The following is a 19,556-nucleotide window of genomic DNA, read 5'->3' as shown; positions in this document are numbered from 1 at the left end:
AGGTGCGTTCTTCGGATGCGTACTCTGTCGCGTGTGCACGGGCTCTCTGTTCGGCCGGGCACGAGGACCGAGGAGTGGCTGGAAGATGAGCGAACACCGCCGCAGGTCGCCGAACCCGGACGGCGACCAGGGGCCGCAGGGTAACCGGGCCGACGGCGGCCGTCCGTACGCGTACGGCTCCCCGCCGGACGGCGCTCCGGTGTACGGCGGCGACCGGGCCGGGGCCGCTCCCCGGGCCGGTGCCGCCCGGGCCACCGCCCAGCAGCCCCGGCTGACCAGGGCGGAGATGCGCCGCCAGGGCCAGAAAGCCGGGGCGAAGGGCGGTGCCGCCGAGGGACCGGGCCGGGGTGCCAGGGGCGGCAAGGGCGGCGGTCCGGGCAAGCCCGGAAAGAAGCGCTTCATCGACTACCCGAGGTTCGGCAAGACCGGCGTGCGGCGCTGGATCCCGTCCTGGAAGCTGCAGCTGTCGGTCTTCCTGCTGTTCTTCGGCACCGGCGTGGCGCTGGTCGGCGCGGCCTTCGCCTTCACCGAGGTGCCCAACCTGAACGCGGCCGTGGAGCGGCAGAACAACATCTACTACTGGGCCGACGGCACCGAGATGACCCGCCAGGGCGACACCAACCGCCAGGTGGTCGGGCTCGGCGACATCTCCAAGGACCTGCAGAACGCGGCCATCTCGATCGAGAACGCCAGCTTCTGGAACGACGCGGGCATCGACCCCAAGGGCATCGCCCGGGCCGTCTACAACATGGCCAGCGGCGGTGAGACCCAGGGCGGCTCGACCATCACCCAGCAGTACGTGAAGAACGCCTACCTGAGCCAGGACCAGACCCTGACCCGCAAGGCCAAGGAACTGATCATCACGCTCAAGGTGAACCAGGAGAAGGGCAAGCCGGAGATCCTCACCGGCTACCTGAACACCAGCTGGTTCGGCCGGGGCGCCACCGGTGCCCAGGCCGCCGCCCAGGCGTACTACGGCGTGCCGGCCAAGGACCTGAACCTCTGTCAGAGCGCGATGCTGGCCGGCCTGCTCAAGGGCGCCTCGTACTACGACCCCTCGATCGCGGCCAACAAGACCCGCTCGGTGAACCGGTGGAACGAGGTGCTGGACCGGATGGTGGTCACCGGCGCGATCACCAAGGAGCGGCGCGCCGAGTGCAAGGAATTCCCCATGCCGCTCGAGAAGAAGGTCTCGGCGAGCATGAACGGCCAGGTCAGCTACATGGTCGAGCTGGCCAACAAGTACGTGATGGCCAAGGACAAGAACATCACCGAAGCCGCACTGGGCCGGGGCGGCTACCAGATCTACACCACCTTCCAGCGGGACAAGGTGGACGCCCTGAAGAAGTCCGTGGACGACTTCCGGGCCGAGACCCTGGACGAGGTCAAGCGTCCGGACAACGACAGGTTCGTGCAGGTGGGCGCCGCCTCGGTGCTGCCGGGCGACGGCGCCATCGTGGCGATCTACGGCGGTGACGGGGTCGAGAAGGGGCACCACACCGACAACGCCGACACCTTCGGCATCCCGGTCGGCTCGACCTTCAAGCCCTTCGTGCTGGCCGCGGCCATGCAGGACGGCGTGCAGACCGAGACCGGCGAGGACGGCAAGCCCAAGCGGATCAACGCCGACAGCCGCTACCTGGCCGACGACAAGTCGGAGATCCGCGGCCTGGACGGCAAGCCGGTGCTGGGCGACGACAAGAAGCCCTACCGGCAGAAGAACAGCGGCAACAGCAAGCCGGGCTACGTGACCCTGCGCAAGGCGATGGAGCAGTCCTACAACGTCCCCTTCGTCCAGCTCGGCCAGGACGTCGGGACCAAGAAGGTCGGCGAGCTGGCCGAGCGGATGGGCCTGCGCAAGGAGAGCCTGGCCGACTCCTCGACCATCTCCTTCCCGCTCGGCACCTCCACCCCGAGCGCGATCCGGATGGCCTCGGCCTACGGGGTGTTCGCCGCCCGGGGGGTCCAGGTCGACCCGTACTCGGTGGTCAAGGTGGTCCACCAGGGCGCCGAGCAGAAGCAGTTCACCAAGCCGACGCCCACTCCGGTGTTGGAGCAGGCGGTGGCCGACAACGTCACCGACGTGCTGGTGAACGTCGCCAAGAACGGCACCGGGACCAAGACCAACGCGCTGAACCGGCCGATCGCCGGCAAGACCGGCACCACCGACAAGGGCATGTCGGCCTGGTGGGTCGGCTACACGCCCTCGCTGGTCACCTCGGTCGGCATGTGGCGCGAGGAGCCGGGCAAGCCCGGCCTGCTCACACTGAACGGCACCGCCAAGAAGGACGAGATCCACGGTGGTGACTTCCCGACCGACATCTTCACCCGCTACATGAAGACGATCCTGAACGGCCAGCCGAAGGAGAACTTCCCCAAGCCGGAGGAGATCGGCGAGCAGGTGGACTCCTCGGGCGCGCCGTCCACGGCCAGCCCGACGCCCACCGCGACCGAGACCGTCGCGGTGCCGTCGCCGACCACCATCGAGCCGACGGCGCCCACCGTGCCGACCGAGGCGCCGCCGAGCGAGAAGCCCTCCGAGAAGCCGACCGAGAAGCCGACCGAGACCAAGGACCCCTGCCTGGTCCCGGGCTTCTGCCCGACCCCCTCGGCCACACCGAGCACCAAGCCGACCGGGCGGCCGACCGGACGGCCCACCACCAGCACCAGCCCGAGCACCAGCACCAGCCCGAGCGACACCGCCTCGCCCGGTGGTGGCGCCGGCAACAACGGAGTGGCCCAGCTGGGCTGACGGAGCGTCCGTCCCGTCCGCACCACCCGGTGGCGGTCCTCCCCGGAGGGCCGCCACCGGCGCGTTCCGGGCGCGTTCCGGGCCGCCGCCGGAATCCGTTGGCGGGGGCACCTGCTGTGGAGTGGACCAGTGCGGCATCATGTCCGCCATGACGTCGAGCGCGCGTGACGAGAACGGCAGCAGCACGGCCACCGCCCCGGACCCGGTGGCGGCCGACGGGCCGCCGCCGAACACCGTGGTCGTGCCCGCGGACGAGGACCCGGTGGCCGCCGCCGGCAGCGAACTGTTCGGCGGCCCGCCCGGGCGCCGGGCCCTGCTCGGCGTCAACTGGTGGGTCCCGGCCCGCTTCCTGGCCCTACTGGTGATCGTCACCTGCGTGCTCGGCATGGCGCAGAAGCTGCCCTGCTACACCGACGGCTGGTTCCGGGGCGCCACCACCCAGTACACCCACGCCTGCTACAGCGACATCCCGCACCTGTTCACCTGGCGCGGCTTCGCCGCCGGGCTGACCCCGTACGTGGACATGCTGCCGCAGCCCAGTGCGGACATGCAGTACCTGGAGTACCCGGTGCTGACCGGCCTGTTCATGCAGGTGGCGGCCTGGCTGACGCCGGGCGGCGGCAGCACCGAGACCCAGGAGCAGTGGTTCTGGCTGATCAACGCCGGGATGCTGACGGCCTGTGCGGTGGTCACCGTGGTGGCCCTCACCCGGACCCACCGCCGCCGTCCGTGGGACGCCCTGCTGTTCGCGCTGGCCCCCGCGCTGGCGCTCAACCTCACCATCAACTGGGACCTGCTGGCGGTCGCCTTCTGCGCCGTCGCGATGGCCTACTGGGCCGGCCGCCGCCCGGCCTGGGCCGGCGCCTTCATCGGCCTGGCCACCGCCGCCAAGCTCTACCCCTTCCTGCTGCTCGGCCCGCTCTTCGTGCTCTGCTGGCGGTCCGGCAAGTGGCGCGAGTTCTGGCAGGCCGCCGGGGGCGCGGCCGGCGCCTGGCTGCTCGTCAACCTCCCGGTGATGGCGGCCAACTTCAAGGGCTGGTCGACCTTCTACACCTTCAGCCAGACCCGCAAGGAGGACTTCGGTTCCTTCTGGCTGATCCTGATGCAGGACCGGGGCGAGCAGTTGGAGACCCTCAACACCTGGATCGCCGGCCTGCTGATCCTCGCCTGCCTGGCCATCTGCTGGCTGGCGCTCTCCGCACCGCGCCGCCCGCGCTTCGCCCAGCTGGCCTTCCTGATCGTGGCCGCGTTCATCCTGACCAACAAGGTCTACTCGCCGCAGTACGTGCTCTGGCTGATCCCGCTCGCCGCGCTGGCCCGGCCGCGCTGGCGGGACTTCCTGATCTGGCAGACCTGCGAGGTGCTCTACTTCCTCGGCGTCTGGTCCTACCTGGCCTTCAGCGGCGACTCCAAGCAGCACGGCATTAACCAGGACTGGTACCAGCTGGCCATCGTGCTGCACCTGCTCGGCACGCTCTACCTGTGCTGGATGGTGGTCCGCGACATCCTCCGCCCGGAGCTGGACCCGGTCCGCTGGGACGGAAGTGACGACCCGTCGGGCGGGGTCCTGGACCGGGCCCCCGACGTCTTCGTGCTCGGCGCCGCCCGCCGCCTGCGGGAGGACCGCAGCTACGCCGACTACGCCCTGCCCGAGCAGGCCGACTGGCTCCCCGAGCGCTTCGAGCCCGGCCACACCGTGCACGACGTGGCCGGGGCGGAGGAGCCGGACGCAGCTGCGCCGGACGCCGAGGAGCCGGGCGAGCCGGGTGCCGGGCCGCGGCCCGAGCAACTGCGCAACGGCAAGGGCTGAGGCCTCCGGGCTAGGCGTCCACCACCCGGTCGAAGTGGGTGGTGGTGTGACGGGTGTTCAGCTCCAGCTCGTCGCCGATCGCCGGGGGCTTGGCCCCGGCGGGCAGGAACAGGATGCTCACCTGCATGTGCGGGGGCTCGGCGAACCAGAGCTGGCGGCCGTCCCAGGAGTACGGGGAGAGGGTGCGGTTCACGGTGGCCAGGCCGGCCCGGGCCAGGCCCTTGGCCCGGGGCAGCATGCCGTGCACGTACTTGGGCGCCTCCAGGCCGACCCCGTGCGCGGTGCCGCCGGAGACCACCAGCAGGTGGCCGTCCGAGGGGGCCCGGTGCTGGCGGTAGCCGTAGCGGTCGCCCTTGGCCACCGGGGTGACGTCCGTGACGGTGGCCAGCGCGGTGAGCGCGCCGACGTCGCCGAGCCAGAGCCGGGTGCCGATCCGGGAGCGGAAGTCGGTGCGGGGGTGGCGCTCGGCCAGCCGCGCCAGGCCGGCCGAGCCGAGGTGGCTGAGGAAGAACCGGTCGGTGGGCAGCCCGGCGGCGGCCACCGCGTCCACCCAGCCGGCCACCTCGGCCACCGGGTCGGAGCCGTCCGGCCGGTCCAGCGGCAGGTGCAGGGCGAAGCCCTCCAGCCGCAGGCCGTCCACCGGCAGCCGGGCCAGGTCGGCCGGCGCGATGCCGTGCCGGCGCATCGAGGTCATGCACTCCACCACCACCCGGCCGCCGGGCGGCAGTGCCCGGGCCGCCTCCAGGTGGGCCACCGTCCGGACCACCCGCCCGGTCAGCGCGGCCGGCAGCGGGTCCTCGCCGATCCGGTACGGGGTGAGCACCAGCAGCTCGCCGCCGAACGAGCCGGCCACCGCCACCGCCTCCTCGGCGGTGCCGACCGCGAGCAGCCCGGTGCCCAGCAGCCCGGCCTCCTCGGCCAGCCGGAGGTTGCCGAGGCCGTAGCCGTTGCCCTTGGCCACCGGCACCAGCCCGGGGAACTCGGCCAGCACGGAGCGTTGGTGGGCCCGCCAGCGGGCGGTGTCCAGCCGGAGCGAGAGGGTCATCTGGGCTTGTCTCCCCGGGGTGGTGAGGGTGGGTCAGACGGGGCGGGGCCGGGTCAGCGGCGCGACATGTAGAGGTCGAGCGCCTTGTGCAGCAGCTTGTTGAGCGGGAAGTCCCACTCGCCGACGTACTCGGCGGCCTGGCCGCCGGTGCCGACCTTGAACTGGATCAGCCCGAACAGGTGGTCCTCCTCGTCCAGGGTGTCGCTGATCCCGCGCAGGTCGTAGATGCTCGCGCCGAGCGCGTAGGAGTCGCGCATCATCCGCCACTGCACCGCGTTGGACGGCTTGACCTCGCGCTTGTGGTTGGCGGAGGCGCCGTAGGAGTACCAGACGTGCTCACCGACCGTCAGCATGGTGGTGGCGGCCAGCGGTTCGCCCTCGTGGTGGGCGAGGTAGAGCCGCATCCGGTTGGGGTCCTCGGCGGTGAGGGCGGTCCACATCCGCTGGAAGTAGGAGAGCGGGCGCGGGGTGAAGTGGTCCCGCTCGGCGGTCACCACGTAGAGCCTGTGGAAGACCGCGAGGTCCTCGTAGCCGCCCTGGACCACCTCGACGCCGCTCTTCTCGGCCTTCTTGATGTTGCGCCGCCAGAGCTGGTTGAAGCCCTTCTGCACGTCGTCCAGCGAGCGGTTGGCCAGCGGCACCTGGAACACGTAGCGCGGCTGCACGTCGCCGAAGCCGGCCCCGCCGTCCTCGCCCTGCAGCCAGCCGGACTTCCGCAGCCGGTCGGCCAGTTCGAAGGCGCGCGGCTCGTACCAGTCCGGGTCCAGGTCGCGCAGGCGCTTGGCCTGCTTGGAGGCGATCGCCTCCTTGATGGTGGGCGCGTTCCACCGGCGGATCACCACCGGCGGCCCCATCTTCACCGAGAACGCGCCCTGCGCCTTGAGGTGCGCCAGCATCGGGTCCAGCCAGCGGTCCAGGTCCCGGTCGAACCAGTCGATCACCGGGCCCTCCGGCAGGTAGGCCAGGTACCGCTTGAGCTTGGGCAGCTGCCGGTAGAGCACCAGCCCGGCGCCGACCAGCCGGTCCGCGCCGTCGAACCAGCCGATGCTCTCGGTGCGCCACTCGCTCTTGACGTCCCCCCAGGACGGCACCTGCATGTGACTGGCCGACGGCCGGGCCCGGACGAAGTCCAGGTGTTCCTCACGGGTGATCGTCCTCAGACGCAGGCTCATGCTGGGGTGCTCCTCCTAGGTCGGGCCGGTCCAGGGTGACCCTATCGCCCGAATGGTCCGTTTCGGGCGCAGTGCTCCGGGCCGGTCGGACGGCGGCCGGACGGCGCGGGGCGACGGGGGACGCCCTCCCTCGCGGTGTGTACGCGGGGAGGGCGTCGGAGGTTACGCGGTCCGGGCCGACCTGTCCGGCCGGACCAGCGCGCGGGCGTGGGTCACGCGCCCCAGAGTCCGCCGTGGGCGACGCCCAGGTAGAAGCCGACGCCGGCGGCGCCGAGCGAGATCATCAGCACGAAGCGCTCGGCCGTGGTGGCCGAGACGAAGAAGCCCCAGAGGGCGACCAGGATGCCGAACAGCCCGGTCCAGGAGCTGATCAGGTGCAGGTTGTGGAAGAACGCCGTCACGAAGGCCACCAGGCCCAGGACGACTGCCGCCCCGACGAGCGCGTTCTCCCTGGGGTGCGGATGGCCGTCGGTGTTGAGGGTGAACGGCGGCGTGCGGCGCACGGTCTGTGCCATGGGGCCCACCTCCCGGGTGAAGAGCCGTTCTGTCCAGATTGCGGCGATTGGGTGGTGGTTCACAACCCCTATGCGTTTTGTTCGGCCGTCCGGGTGCAGGTAGGCTGTGCGGTCTGCACTGGTGTACTTGTGCCCCCGTCTGCCCTTCACCGGGCCGGGAGCCGGATGTCAGTGCCGAGGGCTAGCGTCCTCGGTACGTCGTCCGCACACCCGTGCCGACGCTGCACAACCCTCCTGCCACGGAGAGACCGTGGCCGCTGAGTCCAAAGGAGGTGGGTTACCCATGCGTCACTACGAGCTCATGCTCATCCTCGACCCCTCCGTCGAGGAGCGCGCCGTCGCCCCGCTGATCGAGTCCTTCCTGAACGTCGTGCGCAACGGCGGCGGCAAGGTCGAGAAGATCGACACCTGGGGTCGTCGTCGCCTGGCGTACGAGATCAACAAGCAGTCCGAGGGCATCTACTCGGTCATCGACCTGAAGGCCACGCCCGAGGTCGTCAAGGAGCTCGACCGTCAGCTCAGCCTGAGCGAGTCGGTTCTGCGGACCAAGGTCCTGCGCCCGGACACCCACTGAGCCACCGTCTGACGCCCTAGGCGTCAGGTGGCTCGCGCCCGCTGTTTCACGTGAAACAGCGGACGAGCACCGCAGAACTTCTTTCCGAGAGGTCACCATCCATGGCAGGCGAGACCGTCATCACCCTCGTCGGCAATCTCGTCGACGACCCCGAGCTGCGCTTCACCCCGTCGGGTGCGGCGGTCGCGAAGTTCCGTATCGCGTCCACCCCGCGCACCTTCGACCGCCAGACCAACGAGTGGAAGGACGGCGAGAGCCTCTTCCTCACGTGCAACGTCTGGCGTCAGCCGGCGGAGAACGTGGCCGAGTCGCTGCAGCGCGGCATGCGCGTGATCGTGCAGGGCCGACTGCGCCAGCGGTCTTACGAGACCAAGGAAGGCGAGAAGCGGACGGTCTTCGAGGTCGAGGTCGACGAGGTCGGCCCGAGCCTCCGCTCGGCGACCGCCAAGGTCACCCGCGCCAACCGCTCCGGCGGTCCCGGCGGCGGCGGTGGCTACGGCGGCCAGCAGGGCGGCGGCGGCCAGGGCGGTTCCTGGGGCGGCGGTGGCGGCCAGCAGGGCGGCGGCAACTGGGGTGGCAACTCCGGTGGCGGCCAGTCCGGCCCGTCCGACGACCCGTGGGCTTCCAGCTCTCCCGCGCCCTCCGGTGGAAACCAGGGTGGCGGCGGCGGTGGCTGGGGCGCCCCGGCCGGTGGCGGCTACTCGGAAGAGCCTCCGTTCTAACAGCGGTGCGTGCCGGGCCCTCGGAAGCCCGGCGATGCTGACAGATCTCGTATTCACAGGAGCACACAATGGCGAAGCCGCCTGCTCGCAAGCCTAAGAAGAAGGTTTGCGTCTTCTGCAAGGACAAGGTCAACTACGTTGACTACAAGGACACGAACCTGCTGCGGAAGTTCATCTCCGACCGTGGCAAGATCCGTGCCCGCCGGGTCACCGGCAACTGCACCCAGCACCAGCGTGACGTCGCCACGGCCGTGAAGAACAGCCGTGAGATGGCGCTGCTGCCCTACACCTCCACCACGCGCTAAGAGAGGGTGACCGAAGAATGAAGATCATCCTCACTCACGAGGTCCCCGGTCTCGGCTCGGCCGGCGAGGTCGTCGAGGTCAAGGACGGTTACGCCCGCAACTTCCTGGTCCCGCGTGGCTTCGCCATCCGCTGGACCAAGGGCGGCCAGAAGGACGTCGACGCGATCCGTCGCGCCCGCAAGATCCACGAGATCCAGACCCTCGAGGCCGCCAACGAGGTCAAGGGCAAGCTCGAGGGCGTCCAGGTCAAGCTGGCCGTCCGCTCGGGCGACGCCGGCCGTCTGTTCGGCTCGGTGACCCAGTCCGACGTCGTCGAGGCCATCAAGGCCGCCGGCGGCCCGGCGGTGGACAAGCGCGCCGTCGCGATCGCCTCGCCGATCAAGACCGTGGGCACCCACAAGGTCTCGGTCAAGCTGCACGCCGACGTCCAGGCCAACCTCGACGTCGCCGTCGTCGCTGCCTGAACCACGCGTTAGCGTCAACGGCCCGGCCCCCCTCGGGGAGCCGGGCCGTTCGCCGTGCCGGAGCCGACGGGCCTTGTGGCGGCCCTGGGGGCGGGCCCGGGTGGCGGCCCTGGTGACGGGCCGTCAGCTCCGGACCGCGCCGGTGACCAGCCAGCGGTCGGTCAGCACCCGTCCGCCCAGGAAGGCGCCCCGGGCCAGCATGAACAGGTTGATCGCCCACCAGAGCGCGATCAGCCCGCCGCCCAGGGTCGGCACCAGCAGGGCCACCGGGGCGAACACCAGCAGGGTGCCGATCCCGGCCCAGGCCAGGTAGCGGCCGTCCCCGGCGCCCATCAGCACGCCGTCCAGCACGAAGACCAGCCCGCCCAGCGGCTGGGCCAGCGCGATCACCAGCAGCACCCGGGAGACCTGCTCGCGGACCACCGGGTCCTCGGTGAACAGCGGGACGTACAGCGGGCGGGCCAGCACCAGCAGCAGGCCGAGGAGCAGGCCCACCCCGAGCCCCCACTCGACCATCCGGCGGGTCGCCTCCCGGGTGCCGGGCACGTCCGAGGCGCCCAGGTAGCGGCCGACGATGGCCTGGCCGGCGATGGCGATGGCGTCCAGGGCGAAGGCCAGGAAGGTCCAGATGGTGAAGACGATCTGATGGGCCGCCATCGGCACGTCGCCCAGGCCGGCCGCCACGGCGGTGGCCAGCATCAGCACGGCCCGCAGGCTCAGGGTGCGGACCAGCAGCGGGCCGCCGGCCCGGGCGCAGGCCCGGATGCCGGCCGCGTCCGGCCGCAGCCCGGCGCCCTCCCGGCGGGCGCCGCGCACCACCACCACGACGTACACGGCGGCCATGCCGGTCTGGGCCAGCACGGTGCCCCAGGCCGAGCCGGCCACCCCGAGGCCGGCCCCGTAGACCAGCAGCAGGTTGAGCAGCAGGTTGACGGCGAAGCCGGCGACGGCCACCCGGAGCGGGGTGCGGGTGTCCTGCAGGCCGCGCAGCACGCCGGTGGCGGCCAGCACCAGCAGGATGGCCGGGATGCCGAGCGCGCTGATCCGCAGGTAGGTCACCGCGTGCGGGGCGGCGGTGTCGGAGGCGCCGAGCAGCTCGGCGGCCTGCGGGGCGAACAGCAGGGTGAGTACCACCAGGCCGGCCGAGATCAGCAGGGCCAGCCAGATGCCGTCGATGCCCTGCTGGACGGCGGCCCGGCGGTCACCGGCGCCGATCCGGCGGGCCACCGCGGCGGTGGTGGCGTAGGCCAGGAAGACGAAGACGCCGGTGAGGGTGGCCAGCACCGTGGAGGCGACGCCCAGGCCGGCCAGCTGGGAGGTGCCGAGGTGGCCGACCACGGCCGAGTCGGCCATCAGGAAGAGCGGTTCGGCGACCAGGGCGCCGAAGGCCGGGACGGCCAGGGCGAGGATCTCCCGGTCGTGCCGGCGGCGGGACGTGGCGGATCTCATTCAGCCAAGGCTACTCATCCACAGGTAAGTGGCACAAGAGGGCAAGGGCTCTTACTCGAAACGATGATCGAACGGCGGCTCGGCCGCCCGGGGAAGTGTGTGGACGATTTCTCGTCACACCGCGGATCGCCCGTCCTCGCAGGTCAGAGCGGTCATGGCGGTGGTCACTCAGGTACGTCCACAGGGTTGTGCACAGGAATCGGTGAGTTCTCCACAGCATGGGGACAGTTGTCCACACGCCCTGTGGATAACTGCTTGGTAGCGTTGGCTGGTGACCGGCCCCCAGTACGACGACCACGATGCGCCCCCGCCCCCGGAGGACGACTGGCAGCCGTCCGACGACGCCTTCCCGCCGGGGCCGTTCCCGGACGGGCCCGGTGACCGCCTCCCGGTGGGGCGGCGGGACGGCGGCAAGGGCGACGGACGGGGCGAGGGCGGCTTCGGCAAGGGCAAGGGGTCCTTCGGCAAGGGCGGCGGGCGCCGCCGCGACGGGGACGGCGACGAGCGCCCGGAGGCCGAGGGCTTCGAGCGGGTGCCCCCGCAGGACCTGGCGGCCGAGCAGTCGGTGCTCGGCGGCATGCTGCTGTCCAAGGACGCCATCGCCGACGTGGTCGAGGTGCTCAAGCCGGCCGACTACTACCGGCCCGCGCACGAGCTGATCCACGGCGCCATCCTCGACCTCTACGCCCGGGGCGAGCCGGCCGACCCGATCACGGTGGCCGGCGAGCTCACCAAGCGCGGCGAGCTGACCCGGGTCGGCGGTCCCGGCTACCTGCACACCCTGGTCAACTCGGTGCCCACGGCGGCCAACGCCGAGTACTACGCCGAGATCGTGCACGAGCGCGCGGTGCTCCGCCGGCTGGTCGAGGCCGGCACCCGGATCGCCGGCATGGGCTACGCCGCCGAGGGCGACGTGGACGAGATCGTCAACGCTGCCCAGGCCGAGATCTACGCCGTCACCGAGCAGCGCACCAGCGAGGACTACGCGCCGCTGGCCGACATCATGGAGGGCGCGCTCGACGAGATCGAGGCGATCGGCTCCCGGCAGGGCCAGATGTCCGGCGTGCCGACCGGCTTCGCCGACCTGGACGCGCTCACCAACGGGCTGCACCCCGGCCAGATGATCGTCATCGCGGCCCGTCCCGCGATGGGCAAGTCGACCCTGGCGCTGGACTTCACCCGGGCCTGCTCGATCACCAACGGGCTGCCCAGCGTCATCTTCTCCCTCGAAATGGGGCGCAACGAGATCGCCATGCGCCTGCTCTCGGCGGAGGCCCGGGTCGCCCTGCACCACATGCGCTCCGGCAACATGACCGACGACGACTGGACCCGGGTGGCCCGGCGGATGCCGGACGTCACCGCCGCCCCGCTCTTCATCGACGACTCGCCGAACCTGTCGATGATGGAGATCCGGGCCAAGTGCCGCCGCCTGAAGCAGCGTCAGGACCTCAAGCTGGTGGTCATCGACTACCTCCAGCTGATGCAGTCCGGCGGCTCCCGGCGGGCCGAGAACCGCCAGCAGGAGGTCTCGGACATGTCCCGTAACCTCAAGCTGCTCGCCAAGGAGCTGGAGCTCCCGGTGATCGCGCTCTCCCAGCTGAACCGTGGCCCCGAGCAGCGCACCGACAAGAAGCCGATGGTCAGCGACCTGCGTGAGTCCGGCTCGATCGAGCAGGACGCCGACATGGTCATCCTGCTGCACCGCGAGGACGCCTACGAGAAGGAGTCCCCGCGCGCGGGCGAGGCCGACCTGATCGTCGCCAAGCACCGTAACGGCCCGACCGCCACCATCACGGTCGCCTTCCAGGGCCACTACTCGCGCTTCGTCGACATGACCCGCGACGTGACCTGACGGATGTAGGTTCTCAAATCCCGTGTCATTTTCTCAGTCGTGATGTCATCTGACTGGCCGAACTGACACGGGATTGAGAATCGCTGTTCACTGCCATCACTCGTTTGGGTGAGCTTGTCCCAGACCTGGCGCGGGAGTCTCACGCGGATGCGAACGTAGCGCTCGCGGAGGCTGCCGACGATCCGGGGGTGACTCATGGCGGTAGAGCTGAGCGCGGCGTCGATCACCGTGAGCCTGCGGAGCGCGAGCGGCAGGCTGGTTGAGAACCGGGAGTGGGCTGGGTCCTCGATCGACGGGCTTGCGGCGGCGACACCCTGGCGGACCTTCCGCTGGTACAGGGGTCAGCGGCACTACTCGGGCACCTACTGGTCCGCCACAATGCATGACCACGTCATCTATGAGTCGCGCCTCGAACTGGCGAGGCTCCTCTTCGCTGATTTCGATCCTTCCGTACGGCGCATCGTGGCCCAGCCATTTCTGCTCAAGGCCCAGGTAGGCGAGGCTGTGCGCAAGCACATCCCGGACTACCTCCTGGTCACCGACGAGGGGCCTGTGGTTGTGGATGTGAAGCCGTTGCACCGGCTGTCCAAGCCGGAGGTGGCTTTTACGTTCGGCTGGACCCGTGAGGCGGTGGAGCTTCGGGGGTGGAAGTACGAGGTCTGGAGCGAGCCACCTGCGGCTGAGCTGGAGAACATCCGTTTCTTGTCGGGCTACCGCAGAGACTGGCTGTTCGATCGTGGGCTCGTTGACGAGCTCCGTGGCGCTGAGCTCGACGGAGTCTCCCTGCAGTGCGCTGTGGCCTGCTTGCCGGGGCGCTCGGAGGAGCAAGTCCGCTCTGCGGTCTATCACTTGTTGTGGACGCACGAGTTCACGGTGAATCTCGACCGGCCGTTGAGTTCGGCGCACGTGCTGAGGAGGGCTGCGTGAGCAGGGCGGGGGCGCGGGTCGGCGTCGGTACGCACTTTCGCTACGACGGGGAGACCGTCGAGGTGGTTGAGATGGCTGCCACCACGGCCGGAAACGAGGTCGTCCTCAAGGACAGTCAGGGCAGGCTCCTGCGGCTCTCCTTGCGAGAACTGCTCTTCTCCGACCGGGCCACCCTCATCCCGGATGGGCCAGGACCGTCTTCGGATGACGCCGATGAGATCGCCTCGGTGGTGCTGGGGCAGTTGGACGAGGACGACAGACGGCAGATCCTGGAGCGTGCCGAGCACGTCCGGGAGCTTCTCACGGGTTATCGGTCAGGCAGCGCTGAACTGGCGCGTGGAGGCGAACCGCGAGCTCCGTACACGCCGACCCTGTCGCTGGATGCACGCTATGCGGCGAAGGCCTCGGAACTCGGGATCACCGATCGCACCGTTCGACGATGGGTTGCCGACTACCGCCGACACGGTGAGGCCGGCCTCGTTCGGCGGACAAGCTCCCAGGCACGGCCCTTCGGCAGGGCCGATGACCGTTGGGTGGAGACCGCGCTGGAAGTCATGGTCGAGCACACCGGGGAGTCGAAGCCGTCACGCAAGATGGTCATCGACCGGACTCAGGCCCGGCTGATCGCGCGGTTCGGTCCGGACGTCGTACCTCAGCCCAGCCAAGCCACGGCCTACCGGGTGCTCACGGAGTTGGAGCGGCGGCACCCGCTGTTCCGGCTCAGCACTAAGCGGAACCGGGATATCGCCGACCGGCCGGACGGCGCCTATGGCAAGCTGCGGCCGACCAGGCCGGGTGAGTACCTGCTGATGGACTCAACCCGGTTGGACGTGTTCGCGTTCGATCCGCTCACGCTGCGATGGGTCCAGGCAGAGCTCTCGGTCGGCATGGACTGGTACACCCGCTGCGTCACCGGGATCCGGCTCACGCCAGTGTCGACGAAGGCCGTGGACGTCAGCGCGGTGCTCTACCAGTCGTTCCGGCCTCGGCCAGCGGGGAAGGACTGGTCGAGACATGCGGTCTGGCCCGAGCACGGGATCCCCAGGACGGTGCTGGTCGACGTCGACGCGGCTGAGGGTCTGGGGCTCGCGTCCCCGGCCTTGGTCCCGGAGACGCTGGTGGTTGACCACGGCAAGGTCTACGTCTCGGAGCACTTGACCAGCGTCTGCCGCCGGATGGGCATCTCGATCCAGCCCGCGCGGCTGCGGACGGGCCGGGACAAAGGCCCAGTCGAGCGGTTCTTCCGCACCCTGCGCGAGGACCTCCTGCAGGCCCTGCCCGGCTACAAGGGGCCTGATATCCACTCCCGGGGCGAGAGGCCGGAGGACGACGCGTTCTTCTTCCTGGACGAGTTGGAGGCGATCATCCGTGAGTGGACCGCGGTGGTCTATCACTGTCGACCCCACTCCGGTCTCCTCGATCCGGGCCTGCCCGGGATGAGGATGTCCCCGGCGAAGATGTTCGAGCACGGCATGGCTCGGGCCGGCTACATCGAGGCTCCTCGGGATCCGAACCTTGCCTTCGAGTTCCTTGAGACCAGGTGGCGCACGATCCAGCACTACGGCGTCGAGATCGACCGCCGCCGGTACAACGGACCCGCGCTCACCGCCTACCGCACCGCCAAGAGCCCGTATGACGGACCGGCCAAGAACGGCTGGCCGTTCCAAGTGGACCCCGACGACATCACCAGGATCTACTTCCGGGATCCCGACAGCCGCCGCTGGCACACCCTGCTCTGGGAGCATGCCCCTTCAGCGAACATGCCGTTGAGTGAGGACGCCCTGGCCTTCGCCCGGAAGCTGGCCGCCTCGAAGTACCGCTACCCGGACGACCGACTCGCCGTTGCGGACCTGCTGGAACGGTGGAACCTCGGACTGGGAACGACGCTGGCCGAACGGCGCATGGCTCTACGCCTCTCCCGAGAACAGGCTGCGATCGAACTGCCGGAGACCGAGGCCGAGATGGTCATCTCACTTCCCTCCGTACGCAAGGCCCTCGGGGCCAACCCGGACACGCCGGAGCCAGAGCAACCAGAGCCGACGGAGCTCGGCGATGACGACGAAGCCGACCTGGAAGACCTCGCCGGCGAGGACGACTTCTACGCCGACGCCCTGGAGGACGTGTGACCAGCACGGCCAGCCTGCCCAGCCCGGCGAACCTGGCGCTATCCCGGAAAGAGGACTTCAAGGCGTTCGCCGACGGCCCGCGCCGCACCCAACCCGACGTACTGACACGCGCCCAACTCAAGGCCCTGAGCCCGCAAACGCGAGCCGATTACAACCGCAGCAGGCGTGAGTGGCACGCCAACCTCGGGCCACTCAGGACACCGCAACTGGCAGAGCTCCACGAGGACTTGTGGGACATCATCGACAGCAACCTGCAGGACGGTGACAAGGCCAAGGGCGCCGTCGCAGTCGATGCCTTTCCCGGCTTGGGCAAGACCACCTCGGTGCTGGCATTCGCCCGGGAGTTCCACCGCCGGGAGATAGCCGAGCAAGGAGAGTTCACCCCCCAGGGGAACGAACGGGTGCCGGTCTGCCGGGTCGGCCTGACCGGCAATACCGGCATGAAGGACCTCAACCGGGCCATGCTGGAGTTCTTCGGCCACCCGGGACGCAACCGCGGGACCACCGCCCAACTCGGGCAGCGAGCCCTGGACTGCGTGCTCTCCTGCGAGGTCCGCCTGCTCGCGCTGGACGACCTGCACTTCCTGAAGTGGCGCAACACGAACGGCATCGAGGTCAGCAACCACCTCAAGTGGATCGCCAACGAGTTCCCGGTGACCCTGCTGATGGTCGGCGTCGGACTCGCCGACAAGGGACTGTTCAGCGAGGGCGGCACCAAGGGCGACGCGGTCATGGCCCAGACCGGCCGCCGCACCACACGGCTCGGCATGCGACCGTTCACGATCGAGACCGAGAAGAACCGCCAGGAGTGGCGGCAGATACTGCTGGCCCTCGAACAGCGCATTGTCCTGACCGACAAGCACCCGGGCATGCTCGCGGACGACCTGTCCGACTATCTCTTCGCCCGCAGCACCGGCCACATCGGTTCCCTGATGACGCTGATCAACCGCGGCTGCCAACGGGCAGTGCGAAGCGGTGAGGAAACACTCAGCCAAGACCTGCTGGACGGCGTGAAGAACGACGAAGCTTCGGAGAAGGCCCGCCAGGAACTCGAAGCCGCCCTGGAGAAGCGGCGACTGACCAGCCGGCCGCAGACCGCACGCAGGAAATCGGCATGACCGGTGCCCCAAGGACGCTGCCGATCCGGATCGACCCCCTACCCGGCGAAGCACTCGACTCCTGGCTCGAAGCCCTGGCCCATCGGCTGGGCACCCCACTTGGCGACGTGCGGTCGCATCTCGGCTTCCCGGTGAGAGACCGATCCGGGAACCACCTCAGGGACATCCCGCCGGACTGGACGATCGCGCTGCGCGAGCACGAGACATCGGCCGTCGCGCACGCGAGCGGACTCTCGCCGGCTCTGATCACGACCATGACGCTGGCCCACTACGACCAACGCGCCCTTCGTATCGACCTGGCCCGCCGGCACGTCGACCGCCGGGTGCTCTGGGGCCGCGGCCGAGGATCGCGGTTCTGCCCGGACTGCCTGGCCGGCTCCGGCGGCCGCTGGCAGTTGGCCTGGCGCCTGGGATGGGCCTTCGCCTGCCCCCGCCACCGTCGCCTGCTCGCGGACTGCTGCCCGAACTGCGGGCGTGTCCAGCGGGAGCGGCCCCGTTCCGGCCGGGTCGTTCCCCAGCCGGGCATCTGCGGCAATCCCCCCTCACAACCCGGCAGAGCGATATCCGGTGGCTGCGGCTTTGACCTCACCAAGACCAGAACGCTTCGGCTGCCCGCAGGCCATCCAGCGCTGACCGCCCAGGACCGGCTGCTGGAGATCATCGAATCCGGGACAGCCGCCTTCGGTGCCTACACCGCCAGCCCGCAGCCGGCATACGACGCCCTCGCGGACATCCGAGCCCTCGGCGGACGAGTGCTGGCGGACCTCCCCGCTGGCGTCATCAAGAAGCTGCTGCCCGCCGACCTCGCCGACGAGCATTTCACGCCCGACCCCAGCTCCCAACTCGCATCCCGGGCCGTGGAGCGGCCCGGCTTCATGGCCCCGCCACGGGCCGTGAGCGCCGGTGCCGCGATGACCATTGCGCTGCGAGTCCTTGAACACCGGGATCTCCACCAAGCCGGGGAGGCGATGCGCGGACTGCTGGAGGCGATGCGCGAAGAGCTCTGGCAGATCAGTGCCACGAGCATCGACAGCTGGGGACGCGGCCTGAGCCCCGTGCTCAACGCGGTACACCTGGCCGCGCTCGCCCCGTCGTTCCGGCCCAGTGACCAGCTCCGCTTCCGCACGGTGACCAGCATGCCCAGCAGACCGAACCTCACGGACACTGAGCTGGCGTGCCGAGCCCGGAACATAGCCAGCACATTCTGGCCGGCCTGGGCAGTACGGCTCACCCCGTCGGAAGGGGTCTACCCTCGTGTTCTCGCGCCCGTCCTGGCCAGCGCTCTCCTGATAATCGGCAGTCGGACCAGCCTTGATGACGTGGCCCGGCACCTCGGCGCAGTCGCTGACGGCATCGACATCTCCCGGATCTTGCAATTGCTGAACGATCAGCCGAAATGGCCGGACATGATGACCGCCCTGGTCCGCCTGGCCGACTACCTTGACTCCAACGACATTCCCATCGACTACCAGCGGCGCCGCCGCCTCGACTACACCAACCTGCTGCCGCACGAGCGCTGGCTCGACATCTGCCGCAGCACCGGCACATCGCCCGGCCAACGCCGACGAGAGCAGATCATCCGCTGCCGGTTGTTCCAACGCATCAGTGGCCTGCCGACCGAAGCCGTCCCCGGCTACCGCCAGGCCGGCGAAGCACCCTTCAGAGCCGAGGCCGCCCGAGCTGCAGCCCTCCAAACACCCGAGCTGGCCAAGGAACTGGACCGCGCAGCTATGGACTTCCTGGCAGCCCACGACATCCACGACGAGCCGGTGACCTGGCAGCCGCCTACCTCCCTGCTCGACGGACTGGACCTGCCCGGACCCGACCCCGCTCGTATCGAGATCCCGCACCTGCACCAGCTCATCCGCCAGCGCAAGAATCCGGTGCAGTACGCGGCCAGGGCACTCGACACCAGCGTCGAGGCGATCCGCTATGTACTGGACGAGCATCCCGCTCCCGCACCGCTGCCGACCAGGTCCGTTGCCAGAGCGACAGGCACCACCCGTCACCGAGCCCGCCAAGAGGTGCCGAAGGAGACCTTCGTCCGGCTCTACCTGCACGAGCACCAATCCCTGAACCAGATCGCCGCCCTCACCGGCTTCTCTCGCAAGGTGCTCGCCCCGCTTGCGCACGAGTACGACATCCGGCTCCGCGAAGGCCCACGGGACTACAAGCCGCGAGGAACCGTCGAACGGGACTGGCTGATCGAGCAGTACGTCAACCGCCGCCGGACCCTTGCAGACCTCGCCCGCGAGAAGGGCATGAGTACCGCGAACATGGCGCGCTGGGCCAAGACCCACAACGTCCCGCTGCGATCACGCGGAGGAGCCAGCCACAGCCAGGCGCTTCGCGCTGCCGACGGGGCCGATCGAGCGCCGCGCATCCTTCGGCCGGCACTCGGCGGCCAGGGTGCCAGCGAACGCCTCAGCCGATTCGCGGCCGCATCCGCCTACCCCAGCCTCAGCGCGGCGGCGAGTGGCCTCGGTCTCAACACCTTCACCCTCGTCGCGCAGATCAACCGGATCGAGCGAGACCTTGGCGGACCGCTGCTGGTCAGAGCCGAACGCGGCCGACCCATGACGCTGACCCCCTTGGGGAAGAGGGTGCTCAGAGCTATTCGCACGTCTCAAGATGGTGCAGCATCATGAAATCCGAAGCTCACTCCAGGTCGGAAAGGCGATGGAAGGCTCCGTCGGGGGTCCGTGAAGACTAGGAGCTGCAGGGT

Annotated in this window: 15 protein-coding genes; 11 read left to right on the top strand and 4 right to left on the bottom strand. The window is 69.8% G+C overall.

The window, feature by feature from the left end:
• The first annotated feature begins 85 nt into the window (after nt 1–85).
• Complete coding sequence (locus ACIRBX_RS06365) at nt 86–2,752, top strand: transglycosylase domain-containing protein (RefSeq protein WP_402294057.1); 2,667 nt, start codon at nt 86–88, stop codon at nt 2,750–2,752.
• Between the two features lie 148 nt (nt 2,753–2,900).
• Nucleotides 2,901–4,562, top strand: coding sequence for a glycosyltransferase family 87 protein (locus tag ACIRBX_RS06360; RefSeq protein WP_402294056.1), 1,662 nt, complete (start codon nt 2,901–2,903; stop codon nt 4,560–4,562).
• 10 nt (nt 4,563–4,572) lie between these two features.
• On the opposite strand, the gene ACIRBX_RS06355 is transcribed toward ACIRBX_RS06360, so the two are convergent.
• The 3 genes from ACIRBX_RS06355 to ACIRBX_RS06345 form a co-directional block, all read right to left on the bottom strand.
• Nucleotides 4,573–5,607: an alanine racemase gene (locus ACIRBX_RS06355; protein ID WP_402294055.1), complete on the bottom strand. Its 1,035-nt coding sequence runs from the start codon at nt 5,605–5,607 to the stop codon at nt 4,573–4,575.
• Nucleotides 5,608–5,660: 53 nt separating this feature from the next.
• A complete protein-coding gene (locus ACIRBX_RS06350) occupies nt 5,661–6,779 on the bottom strand; it encodes a lipid II:glycine glycyltransferase FemX (protein ID WP_402294054.1) in 1,119 nt (372 codons plus the stop codon).
• Between the two features lie 212 nt (nt 6,780–6,991).
• Complete coding sequence (locus ACIRBX_RS06345) at nt 6,992–7,294, bottom strand: hypothetical protein (protein WP_402294053.1); 303 nt, start codon at nt 7,292–7,294, stop codon at nt 6,992–6,994.
• A gap of 283 nt (nt 7,295–7,577) precedes the next feature.
• On the opposite strand from ACIRBX_RS06345, the gene rpsF reads away from it, so the two are divergent.
• The 4 genes from rpsF (at nt 7,578) to rplI (ending at nt 9,359) form a co-directional block, all read left to right on the top strand.
• The gene (gene rpsF / locus ACIRBX_RS06340) at nt 7,578–7,868 is read left to right on the top strand and encodes a 30S ribosomal protein S6 (RefSeq protein WP_345290507.1); all 291 of its coding nucleotides are present in this window, start codon (nt 7,578–7,580) and stop codon (nt 7,866–7,868) included.
• 101 nt (nt 7,869–7,969) lie between these two features.
• On the top strand, nt 7,970–8,590 hold the full coding sequence (locus ACIRBX_RS06335) for a single-stranded DNA-binding protein (protein WP_402294052.1): 621 nt from the start codon (nt 7,970–7,972) through the stop codon (nt 8,588–8,590).
• Between the two features lie 68 nt (nt 8,591–8,658).
• Nucleotides 8,659–8,895, top strand: a complete 237-nt coding sequence (gene rpsR, locus ACIRBX_RS06330; RefSeq protein ID WP_030270170.1) for a 30S ribosomal protein S18 — start codon at nt 8,659–8,661, stop codon at nt 8,893–8,895.
• Between the two features lie 17 nt (nt 8,896–8,912).
• On the top strand, nt 8,913–9,359 hold the full coding sequence (gene rplI, locus ACIRBX_RS06325) for a 50S ribosomal protein L9 (RefSeq protein WP_402294051.1): 447 nt from the start codon (nt 8,913–8,915) through the stop codon (nt 9,357–9,359).
• Between the two features lie 123 nt (nt 9,360–9,482).
• On the opposite strand, the gene ACIRBX_RS06320 is transcribed toward rplI, so the two are convergent.
• Nucleotides 9,483–10,808 carry an MATE family efflux transporter gene (locus tag ACIRBX_RS06320; protein WP_402294050.1) on the bottom strand — a complete coding sequence of 442 codons (1,326 nt, stop codon included), beginning with the start codon at nt 10,806–10,808 and terminating at the stop codon, nt 9,483–9,485.
• A gap of 271 nt (nt 10,809–11,079) precedes the next feature.
• Here ACIRBX_RS06320 and dnaB point away from each other — a divergent pair, with 271 nt between their 5' ends.
• The 5 genes from dnaB to ACIRBX_RS06295 all read left to right on the top strand — a co-directional run bounded on the left by dnaB (nt 11,080) and on the right by ACIRBX_RS06295 (nt 19,479).
• Entirely contained in the window at nt 11,080–12,660 is a 1,581-nt protein-coding gene (gene dnaB / locus ACIRBX_RS06315) for a replicative DNA helicase (RefSeq protein ID WP_402294049.1), read from the top strand.
• A 195-nt stretch (nt 12,661–12,855) separates the two neighbouring features.
• The gene (locus tag ACIRBX_RS06310) at nt 12,856–13,587 is read left to right on the top strand and encodes a TnsA-like heteromeric transposase endonuclease subunit (protein ID WP_402294048.1); all 732 of its coding nucleotides are present in this window, start codon (nt 12,856–12,858) and stop codon (nt 13,585–13,587) included.
• Nucleotides 13,584–15,713, top strand: coding sequence for a helix-turn-helix domain-containing protein (locus tag ACIRBX_RS06305; protein ID WP_402294047.1), 2,130 nt, complete (start codon nt 13,584–13,586; stop codon nt 15,711–15,713). The genes ACIRBX_RS06310 and ACIRBX_RS06305 overlap by 4 nt, the downstream gene beginning before the upstream one ends.
• Nucleotides 15,710–16,831 (top strand): AAA family ATPase, encoded by a 1,122-nt coding sequence (locus tag ACIRBX_RS06300; protein WP_402294046.1) that lies wholly within the window; start codon nt 15,710–15,712, stop codon nt 16,829–16,831. The genes ACIRBX_RS06305 and ACIRBX_RS06300 overlap by 4 nt, the downstream gene beginning before the upstream one ends.
• Nucleotides 16,828–19,479: a TniQ family protein gene (locus ACIRBX_RS06295; protein WP_402294045.1), complete on the top strand. Its 2,652-nt coding sequence runs from the start codon at nt 16,828–16,830 to the stop codon at nt 19,477–19,479. Before ACIRBX_RS06300 ends, ACIRBX_RS06295 begins: the two co-directional genes overlap by 4 nt.
• The last annotated feature ends 77 nt before the right edge of the window (nt 19,480–19,556 follow it).

The organism is Kitasatospora sp. NPDC096147 (assembly GCF_044763225.1).
GTDB lineage: Bacteria > Actinomycetota > Actinomycetes > Streptomycetales > Streptomycetaceae > Kitasatospora.
This window is presented reverse-complemented; position numbering and strand designations above follow the sequence as displayed.